Source organism: Candidatus Hodarchaeum mangrovi (genome assembly GCF_975850365.1).
On the sequence record NZ_CDLCQJ010000118.1, the window covers coordinates 36,101 to 47,127 of the forward strand.

Annotated in this window: 8 protein-coding genes; 5 read left to right on the forward strand and 3 right to left on the reverse strand. The window is 30.6% G+C overall.

Features of this window, described 5'->3' with window-relative positions:
* Nucleotides 1–81 precede the first annotated feature (81 nt).
* Complete coding sequence (locus ACWVCY_RS11660) at nucleotides 82–4,392, reverse strand: 3'-5' exonuclease (RefSeq protein ID WP_455143000.1); 4,311 nt, start codon at nucleotides 4,390–4,392, stop codon at nucleotides 82–84.
* A gap of 590 nt (nucleotides 4,393–4,982) precedes the next feature.
* On the opposite strand from ACWVCY_RS11660, the gene ACWVCY_RS11665 reads away from it, so the two are divergent.
* Nucleotides 4,983–5,243: a hypothetical protein gene (locus ACWVCY_RS11665; protein WP_455143001.1), complete on the forward strand. Its 261-nt coding sequence runs from the start codon at nucleotides 4,983–4,985 to the stop codon at nucleotides 5,241–5,243.
* A 20-nt stretch (nucleotides 5,244–5,263) separates the two neighbouring features.
* Nucleotides 5,264–5,641 (forward strand): hypothetical protein, encoded by a 378-nt coding sequence (locus ACWVCY_RS11670; RefSeq protein ID WP_455143002.1) that lies wholly within the window; start codon nucleotides 5,264–5,266, stop codon nucleotides 5,639–5,641.
* A gap of 10 nt (nucleotides 5,642–5,651) precedes the next feature.
* Here ACWVCY_RS11670 and ACWVCY_RS11675 read toward each other — a convergent pair whose 3' ends face one another.
* Entirely contained in the window at nucleotides 5,652–8,120 is a 2,469-nt protein-coding gene (locus ACWVCY_RS11675) for an N-6 DNA methylase (RefSeq protein WP_455143003.1), read from the reverse strand.
* Between the two features lie 90 nt (nucleotides 8,121–8,210).
* Nucleotides 8,211–8,969, reverse strand: coding sequence for an A/G-specific adenine glycosylase (locus tag ACWVCY_RS11680; protein ID WP_455143004.1), 759 nt, complete (start codon nucleotides 8,967–8,969; stop codon nucleotides 8,211–8,213).
* 255 nt (nucleotides 8,970–9,224) lie between these two features.
* On the opposite strand from ACWVCY_RS11680, the gene ACWVCY_RS11685 reads away from it, so the two are divergent.
* From ACWVCY_RS11685 to ACWVCY_RS11695, 3 genes are all read left to right on the forward strand, one after another.
* Nucleotides 9,225–10,040: a hypothetical protein gene (locus ACWVCY_RS11685; RefSeq protein WP_455143005.1), complete on the forward strand. Its 816-nt coding sequence runs from the start codon at nucleotides 9,225–9,227 to the stop codon at nucleotides 10,038–10,040.
* 46 nt (nucleotides 10,041–10,086) lie between these two features.
* Nucleotides 10,087–10,548, forward strand: a complete 462-nt coding sequence (locus tag ACWVCY_RS11690) for an Lrp/AsnC family transcriptional regulator (protein ID WP_455143006.1) — start codon at nucleotides 10,087–10,089, stop codon at nucleotides 10,546–10,548.
* Nucleotides 10,549–10,767: 219 nt separating this feature from the next.
* The coding region (locus ACWVCY_RS11695; RefSeq protein WP_455143007.1) for a hypothetical protein at nucleotides 10,768–11,027 on the forward strand (260 nt) is incomplete at its 3' end.

Consider the following 11,027-nt stretch of genomic DNA (forward strand, 5'->3'; position numbering starts at 1 on the left):
TTAATAATAGATAGTACTTGTAATTTTCTTACATTTTTTTGTAAAGATGTTTTTATGGTTATCTATTACGGTAGGGAAATATTATATTTTCCTCTCTCCACAAAAAGGACAACCCGTTGGTAAGAGGTCATTAATATTTATTAGGGTTCCACATTCAGAACAGAACATTTTGAAATCATCAGAAGGCTGATTTGATTCTTTGTCAATCCTTAATAAATTTATTCCTTTGGTAAATAAATTTTCGCTTTCCAATTCAGATATTTCAGAGGATGATAATTCTAATTCCTCAATCATCGATGCTTCTTGCTTCATATCATTTTTTTCTAGAATGTTAATTCCTAGCATTTGATCTAAACCAACATGCTTTATTCCAGATTTCTTACTTTTTTGGCTTTTCTTATCTACTTTTATTTGGTGAGGAGTACTCTCTCTGATTTTCGATTCTTCAATAATTAAATTTTCCTCTTGACTAATTATTGAATCATTAGATACTTCCGTTTCAATTTCAAAAGATGATTCAACATAGTCTAAATCAGAAAATTCTAATTCTTTTTGTTCTTCAATTATTGCTTGTTGTATTTCCATTGGGTATTTTATCATGCGATCAAATATTCTAGAGGGACCAAAAATCTCTTTTATGTACTGATTTACATCGATCAGACTTTTTACATCAGCTACAGTCTTAAATGAGTCTATCTCGAAACTCAATCTGGCAATATCATGATTCATCAAAATACGTTTAATAGTTGAAAAGTCAAAATCAAAGACTTGCTTTGGAATGACACGATTTCCTTTTATATTAAGCATCTGAACTCTTGTACCTAGATCAACGGAAAAACCTAAATCAATTAGTATCTTCGCTGCGTCTACTTGTGGTAATTTAGATTTATAGTCTGTTAATGATTTGTTAATGGCTTTGGGTTTTACTAAATAAGAGATATCAATTTCTCCATTAGTTATTTCAGAATGAATACGATCAGAAACCTTATTTGCTTCTTGATATAGTTGAGAAAGACTCAGAGGAGAATCAGGATTATAATTCTCTAAATATGCCCTAATAATTTCTTCTTGAAAGTATTTTTGTAATTCTGAAAAGTCAGCTCGTTTTGACTCTAGTCCAGTAAGCTCCTTTTCTTCCCAACTCTTATTATCTTTATCGTAATTATAAACAATATACTTCTTTTTTCCCATGACAAATTGAAAATCATAGGGACCATCCTGCTCAAATCCTATAAGCGAATTACTTGTTCTTTTGATTGTTTTACCGTCATTTATCCAATAATTATCATTTTGTGAGACGCATTTAACTTTACTATTAAGAATACTATCAATTAGGTTAATTTCCATGTTTAAAATTTCCTTTTTACCTCCTGATGGATATGAAACTGAAACAGGAAAATCATGGGGAAAATCTTTTGGTATCCAGAGCCATATACCATCTGTGTCTAATTCAGTCACCAAACCTATTTTTTCTAATTCTTCTGCTGCCCAATGAATTAAATCTGCAGATAACTTCGTAGTTATTCCTGCACATGGGGTACTGGCGTTTCTAACTCCAGCCTTCATTCCTAAAAGACCATAAATACTATTAAGAGGTACTTTCATTCCTAATTGTGTACTATCATGGAATTTCTGTTGACGAATTAATTCAGCGGGAACTTCTTGATTTAAAGTATTTCTGTGAGTTATTATAGAGTAAAGTCTTTTAGCTTCAACCTTATGACGAACTCTTTTTTCAAAAAACTCATCCATTATTCGAGCAACAAAATTGTACGATTTTTGACATACTCGAGAATAAACAGAGAGAAGTACTGTTATATTTTTCTTCCGAACATCAACACTCATGAAAATTTTCTGTGGTAAGGTAATACTAGCTGGTAAATCGTCAAAAATATCAAAATGATTTTGATCCAAAGTTGTAATAATTTGTGCTCCCTCGATCGAATCCCGAATCCATTTTTGGAGTACTGAATAAGGATCTTTCGTCATTATGGATCCAAGATAAGTTTTATTTAGGGGAACTTTTCTAATTTTATTTCTTTTTATTTTATAAGCTTCAGTAGTGACCCCATCATTCGTGAAAATTTCCTGTGACCGTGTTATTCCATTTAATAATGGTTCATATTTTTTACATTTAACTTCATCTTGATTCCTACATTTGGAGGGATCACATGGCCCCGAACTCACTTGTTTGTGACGACATGGACGAAGAGCAGTTAGTTTAACGACCCAATCCTTTTCAATAAAGCAGCTTTTGTCCGATTCATAATGTTCACACCTACCACAACGACTAAGTGGAATAATAGCTGATGGTTGAAGCTTGTATTGCCGGATTTGTGAGGGATACATTGATGTAACGTCTACATGAATCCCCTTTAGTTGAGTTTCATCTTTTAACTCACTGATTTTATTGAGTTTGTCAATAACATCATTAATTGTCTCATTTTCTCCGAAAATCTGGAATTTTGATAAATCTTCAAGAATATTACTAACAAGAGATAAAGACCCCTTGAGAGCATCACTAGATATACCATTTCGTAAAAATTCTCTTTCTACTTCATGTAAAATATAGGGTGAATTAGTAGAAAGATCTATTCCATCTAATTCTATTCGTGTTCCAAGATCTTGAAGAACCCTCTTGTCGAATTCCTCTTTGATAATTTTTTTTAGATAATTTTCACTTTCATTTCTAATTATTTGTGGTAATAACTCTTTTAAATCATCTAATGCCTTTTTATTTGGATTGTATTTATAAAAAAGATCACTTCGCCAGATACCAGGTCTTTTAGCTTCTACTAGCCCTCCAGTATATGCTAATGATTTTACATTTATATTTGAGGAGAAATTATCAATGGATTCCTTTTCAATACGTCTTTTGGACACTATATTATTAATAAAGCCCTCTGCATCAATTAATAGGTCATCTAGAGACCCTGCTCTACGTGTAAGTATCTCACTTGAGGGTACGGGAAACATTTGACCTATTGAAATGAAAAAATCGAGTACAATTTCTCGTACATACTTCCAAGTAATTAAACCATCACAACTAGCATATGCTGCTGCATTTACTGGATCGTCTTTAATAGCAAATAATGCTTCTCTTCCTATTGGAATAATTTTGAGTTTTTTTTCTACACTTGGTTTTAAACCTAGATCTTTTTTGGGAAGATAACTATATTTTTCATTGAAAAGATAAGCATCGAGGTGGATCACTCCTCCTCCTTTGACATGATCAATACTCCCAGGAGAATATCGTTGTTCAGTTGTTTCCAGATGCTTAGACTTACTTCCTTTGTATTTTATAATAAACCCTGTCTCTTTTTCCCATGAAAATCCATGTCTTTGCGATCTGTATGCAAGGAATGGGATATCAAATTGACTACCAAAAAAATCAGCGATTACATCTGGTTTATAATCTATTAAAAATTTATAAAAAATTTGTAGAAGTTCTTTCTCATTCCTTGAGATATAAACTTTAACAGTGTGTCTTTCTATAATATCTTTAGGTGATTTTAGAGAATCTAAATAAATCCAGTCAATCCATGGTTTGGAATGTTCATCATCATTCTTCCTTATAAGAATCTCCATATCCTGCATATCTTTGGCTTCAACCTCCTCAGAATTAATTATTAATAAATTTTTATAACCTGTAAACAGTGATATCATGGTTATCGAATCTTTTTCGGGATTTGGATCTCTAGTTTGCTCAAAAACTGTTTCAATATCGAAAGCAAGAATTTTTAAATCGGGTGGTGCTTTGTTTGGAATCAATTCTAAATTCTGAATTTCACAATTTCGTATTTGAGCTTTGTACCAATATCCTACATGTAGTTGATGATCAATTGCCGTTCGGTGATGAAAAAGAACATCAGCTTCTCTCCACTCTACAACTCCTAGGATTTCTTCGCAATTTTTTCTTAATTCAGGTACGGATCCAGGATGATTTACGGTTATTTTTAAAAAAAATTTCTTACGTAAAAAAGTTAAATCTGCAGCATCATAACTAAGCTGATTCTCAATTTTTGTGACACGATATCCTCCAATGTTTTGAACTTGAGTTATAATGTTCCCTATTTCGTATTTACTTAAATCATCACGAAGTAGTAGATAAAAATACGGATCGTGACGTAAAAAGGCTTTATGTTTTTCATGGTTTTCATCTAGGAAATACACTTGAACACCATTGACTCTTTTTGAGCGACGTCGATACTCATTCTCATAATCAGGAGATTCAAGAGTATTATCATCTAAATGATTCGTTTCATCATCCTTACTATCAGTTTCATAATCTAAAATGAAAATTAAGAATTCTCCTCTTTCTTTATTAGTATAGGAAGCGAACCAAGAACGATATCCGAGATTTGAAGTTATTTTAATATCTAAAGTTGACATTATATCGACCATAAAGATTTCAATAAGTTTTAATCTTTTTATTACGTTTGGAATACCTTTCTTTAAATTTAATAACTATTTTTTCTCTTTTCAATTATTTAAAACCGTTTATGAAAAATTATTGTAATTTTCAACTTTACTGTAAGTAGAAAATAAATATAGAGAATAATCATTGACAGAAGGGTTTTGAGATCAGGTGAAAGACAGATAAACCACCATCTAATTATATTATAAAAATATATCTCTGATTTTTAATACCCTAGAAGTACTTTATAAGTAGTACATGTTTATTAACTAATGAATTACGTGATACCGGCTTTTATAAATAAAATCCTTTTCCTTTATAAAGACTTATAGAAATTCTTTTAGATCAAGGGATTAATTACATTAACATTCTAAAGTTTGAATAATTCAAACTTCCTAAGACAAAATGTCGGATTAAATTAACTTTTAATAAGAAAGAAGATAAAATATTAATAATTATCTTTAAACAATCATTAGATCTAATATGTACGAATAAACCTTTGAGGCAAAAGATTATTCACAAAATGAATATAGCTCTAAAAATATAATCAAGAGGATTGACGATTATGGCATTTCAAAGATTAGGTGAGTTTAAAACCGAATTTGTGGCAACCTTGATCGCTATCATATTTATTATTGCAGGTTTAATGATACCAGAAATTTTACCTGATACATTTCCATTCGCAGTTCCAGGTTTTCAAGACACAACTTGGTTTAAGACTATAATCTCAGTATTATTAATTGGGATGGGAGTTGTAGCCTTCGTTTGGCTTGTTGTTATTCACAGGTTTATTTTAAGAAAATCAAAGAAAGATTATATGTATTAATTTTAGGAATTGAGAATTCGATGAGTAAGAAAGTTAAAGTAACAGAACCACTTAGAGTCTCCTCAACGGTTTGGAAAACCTTACTAGAAATTGAAGCGTTAAGAACTCGGGAACGAAAAATAATTCGCAATCTCTGGCGCGATTTAAAAGAAGATAAAACTCAGACAATCCACCAACTTGTATTTGAACAAGCGATGTCCTCAAGTTCAGCATTTCCATCAGTCTCCAAGAAAGAATTAGAAGATTGGATTATTGAAAATATTTCAACCGTAATTATCACACTAATCGAACAAGGAGATATCATAGTCTTAGAACAAGAACCAAATAGGACAGTGAAATGGTTGAAGAACCAATTAACGAAGATAACTGAACGTAAAGAAGAGAAAAAAGCCGAATAATTTGATAATTTTATCTTTTTGCTTTTTCTAAACGATTCTGTACCATTTTATTAAAATCAATAAGTAAATCTGAGACAATATTATTTTCAATATTTAAAATTTCATTCAATTTAAAACTAAGTTTCCAAACTGGGGAAGTTTCATTGATTTTAATTATAGGTTCAATTGGATATAGGAAGATGTCATTGAACAGTTTATTAATTCTTGGATCTTGATTTAATACGCTAAGTACTTTGATGGGAATTTTAAGAAGACCATACTCATACACCTTAATATCTAATCCCCCTTCTCCAAGATTAACTCGTCCAAGCAATTCTAATTGTATAAAGGTAAAAATTGAATTAAGATATAGAAATAATATCTGATAATTCGTTTTAAAGTCTTTTTGTAACCTGATACCATAAAATCGAGCATCAAAATAAAGGTTTAAAGGATTATTAAAGAATATAAACCTATTATTGATGGTCATCAAACACAAAAAATCAAAAGTATTATTATTAAAAGAAGGTAGCTCAAACCAAGAACTACGAGTCTTACATGTTGATCTCTCGTAATAAGGTTTTCCATTAATAGGTTTCCATGATTCACCCCATTTTATGTATTCTAAGATACCAGGTTTAAGTAAAGATCCATTATTTACTAGAAGAACAACGAATTGGGTATCTTTTTCTAATATGTTAATGAAATGGAGGTTTTTTGGGGATTTAATTAGGTAATTAGGAATCCATTTAATACCCTCTGGATCGGTAAATGAAATCTCCCAGTTATAATTGTTAGATTTCTTTATTGGATGCATCCAATATTCCTTTTCAATTACAAAATTTGGTGAATTTGATCCTAATTGTTCGACAAATAATTCTATGGTTTGATCATCTTTGACGGTTAAAATCAGATCTCCAGTATTTGGATTCCATTTAGATCGAAAGTATTTATTAGAAAAACCTGGTTTACCTAAATAAAAGAAGTCATTAGCTCCAGTAGTAAAACCTCTTTTTAACACAGAAATTTCTGAAAGTTCCACATTCCCTAAATCGAGAATTTTATGGAATAAATAATAATTATAGGGGGCTCTAAAATACTTTCCCCATTTATTATCATTCATTAGTATTCTAGATTTTATAACATTTGATTCAATAGTCTTATCTCTTTTATTTAGGTTTTCTAATAAAGATTTATCTGTGAATAAAGTTTTTAATCCAGCTTCACCAATTATAGAAGTAAATTGAATATCATATATTATACTAGGAATTGTTGGATTACACCTTTTCAGTGAAACAATTACTGTATTTACATCAACTGAGGGAATTAATCTCTCATACTCACTTATTACCAAAGATTTAATCTGATAAAATCTTAGAAGAAAATTCTGTATCATTCGTCCATAATCAACATCTAACCATGAATTAGGGATAATAACACCCATTGTATCATCTGTTTTTAGAAAAATCGTTGCATGAATTATAAAATATATATAAAAACTGATTCTCTTTGATAATAGATTAAAACTGGCAGAATAATCCAATGTCCGAAGATCTTGTTTAATTATGTTTATTACAGCAGATTTATAGTCTTTTGGGATTTTTTCATGTCTTGTGTAAGGAGGATTCATCAGTATAGTAGTTTTATGAAATTTTAAATAAGATAAAACGTTTTTTGGAGTGCATTTAAAGAAGTCTGTTCTAATAATTTGTACATCCACATTTTTTGAATTTTTTAAGCTCAATCGGAAATTTAATGCACTCTCTGCAATATCTGCTAGGAACTCATCATTCTCGATTCCCAGTAATACAACCTTGTTTGATTGAGAAATAATCTGTTCTAATGCAGTTAATAAGAGTATACCCGAGCCACAACAAGGATCTATAATTTGAGACGAATTTTTTATAATATTTTCTTGACATAAGAATCTAGAAACATTTAATGGTGTAAAAACTTGTCCAGTAGTCTGTTTACGATAATCAGGTATAAAATTGTCCACTAAATATGGCAAAACTAAACTATCTATTTCTTCTTTTCCTATTCGTTTTAAATATTTATTAATTTCCAAAAGTATTTTAATATCAGATAATAGATAACTTATAACTTTATATAAGGCGAACTCAGGTGCTAAAATGGTAAAATATGTACTTTCATTGTAAATACTTGACCATGTATTTGTTAAATAAGTTGAAAAGCTAGAAAAATCCTTTATCGAAATCATATATGTCAAATCTGAAGAGATTTTATGAAACTCAGATGAAGACATTGACTTCATTCGTAGAATAGTTAGTTTATCAAATAAATATACAGTTATCAATCTTGATAAATTATAAAGAGAGAAATCTTCTTTGTTGTAACAAACATTCCATTTTAATTGGTTAAGAACAGATTGAATGGTCTTTTGCCCATTAACAGACGTTAAAGTTTTCTTAAGAATAATCTGAATCCTAGAAATAATTACTGACTCAAATTCTAAATACTTACTTACCAGAGAGTTCATTTTTATTCAGATAAGGTGATTTTGTTTTATAGATTTACTAGAAACACTTGAATAAATATAATGATTAAAATTTCCTTGTAAATTTATCAATTAATTATTAAAAAAATTATCTAAAGGAATTATTTTAGGAACGACTTGATTATAATACTTACAAAAATCCTTCATCGGGCAAATCAGGCACTTTGGATTTTTTGAAATGCAGATGAGAGCTCCCAAATCCATTATGCCTTGATTTATTTCCCAAACATTTTTTTCATCAAGCATATCTTCCGAGAGTCTCCATATTATCTTATTAAAGTTGGAATTCTTTTCTAAATCCCATACACCAAAAACACGACTTAAAACTCGTTCTACATTAACATCAACTATAGCTGCTGTTCGTTCATTTACCCCAAAGGCAAAACTCAAAATTGCACCTGCAGTATATCGACCTATACCTTTAAGGGAAAGAAGACCCTCTAAAGTTTTCGGAAATTCACCATTAAAGTCATCCATTATCTGTTTAGCAATTCGATGTAAATATTCCCCTCTTTTTTTGTATCCTAGCTGGTCAGTTAATATTTTAACTTGTGATAAGGGAGCTTGTGATAAGGTTTGTAAAGTAGGAAATTTTTTTATAAATTTTTTATAAATTGGAATCACTATTCCAACATTAGTCTGTTGTAACATTATTTCACTAACTAAAATGTGATAAGGATCTCTAGTATGTCTCCAAGGTAAATCACGACCTTCCTTACTAAACCATGAGATGAGAGATGTTCTAAAACGATCCATTAAAATATTATTATCTTCAGATGAGGAATTCATTGAGTCTTTCTCAACGGTTTTAATTTTTAATTTATCATTCATTTATATTACCATTTAAGAAATCAAGCTACTAGGTACTTGAGTTAGTTTATTAGTCCTTTATAATGACATCCAAAATTCAAAAGGATGTAATGTGATGATTTTATTTCAATTAAAAGCGAGCTTTTTCATAATGATATATAGATTCCATGGGTCAAAAAGAGATCTTATTAAAACTCATTTTCATTCACCCTCAAATGAACACTTAAATAGGTTTACTCCCAACAATAAAGAAAATCACTAGGAATTGAGTGGAAGATGAGTGAGAAGAAAGAAAGTACTACAAAAAAATTAGGACGATATATTGGTAAGAAAGCTGTCGATGCTAGTCGTCTTATTGACCATGAAATGAGAAAAGCAGGAAGAATAGCAAGAGAAGAGTTGAAAGATCTTGATATTGGAAATATTATAGTTGAGCCAATAAAAAGACCTAAAAATGAATCTAGAATCCAATTTACGAATCGGACACGACCTACAAAGACTTATACTCAAGCAAATAAAACTTTACAATTCTTTAGCAGGAATCCAGAAAAAGAAGTGATGAATCCAGGAATTGATGGATTGGTGAGCTTTTCCTTATTAATCGCCCCTTTTGCTGCATTTGTCGGAATTCTAATTCTTGTACTTGAATTCCCAAAAACAATTGCAATCTTACTCCTATTTCTATATACTCTTCTTATTGCCATACCTGGAGCTTATTTAGGTGTAGATGCAATTTTAGCTGGGGCTCGTTCAGTTATAGTAGGTAGTACAACTACTATTATGATGATACTACGTGGATTTGGAGAATTCATCTTTTTAATGGCTAAAGGATTTGTAGAATTATGCGTTCTTCTGTTGACGAATATATTTGGCTTTGCACGAGGTGCATTTGAGACAATTACAGATTATATCGCATTTATCTTAGTTTATGGAATATTTACTGTCGGGTTATGGATTTTACTCCTAAATATAGGACTCGAGACAAGCGATTTTATCATTATCAGTTTTATAGTCCTACTACCTGCTCTCCTACCAGCGAGTATTGCTCATAGGTATTGGGTCTTATGGAGAATGAATAGAAGGAGTAATTAACTATTCTTACTATTCTTATACCAGAAATAAACAGGATTTATAACTCATGAAATTTGATACTATTGATACACAAGATACCACAATAATCCGCTTACTAAGTAAAGATGGCAAGACTACATATCAAGAAATTGCAAGTCTTCTGAATTTCTCGCCACAAACAATATCCGATCGTGTTGATAAATTAGTCAAAAAAGGAATTATAAAACGTTTTACTATAGAAGTAGATCCTGAAACAATTGGGTATGAAATAGAATTCATCTGTGAGCTAGATATTGATGCTAGTGTCATGGAAGAAGTACTTGAAGTGCTACAAAAGATACCCGAAATCCACATGATAAGAATCACTACAGGGATTCATGACATCTTATGCATTGGCAATGCTTCTTCGATACAGAATCTTCATGATGTGGTAGAAAAGAAAATTTCAACCATAAAGGGAGTGAGAAAAACTTATACCTCAATAACACTCCGAAAAGTAAAAACTAGTCAAGTGATGAATCTGGTTTAAGGATAAAAAGTAACTAATATTACTTGTTGACTATGAATATATAGATGAATTTACACTTCTGATTCAACATGAACTATTACGTTTTCTTCATATCCTATCACACTTTCTAGAGTGGTGGATCTTATTATCTCCACTTTTTAAACTGAGAAAGGTCAGAGCGGGATTAATTGTTTTATTTAGGTCTAAGAATATAAAAAGGAGACTAAAGAAGGAAAAAGTATGTATGAAGGTAGAAGACTTTATCAGGAGATCCAAAAGACAGTTCCCGAAACAACTTCCATACTGGAAAACTATGTCCTGATCACCGCCAACGGAGAATTCTATAAATGTTATTTACATCCAACAGCGGTCGAAAGCTATGATTTATTCTATGGAGAGGAAGATAATTGCTACAGAAAAGTTACTGAAAAATTTCCAGACCCATTAGTAGATCATATCTATGGAATAGAAGCAAAAACAGGGAAAAACTTGTTGCTAGA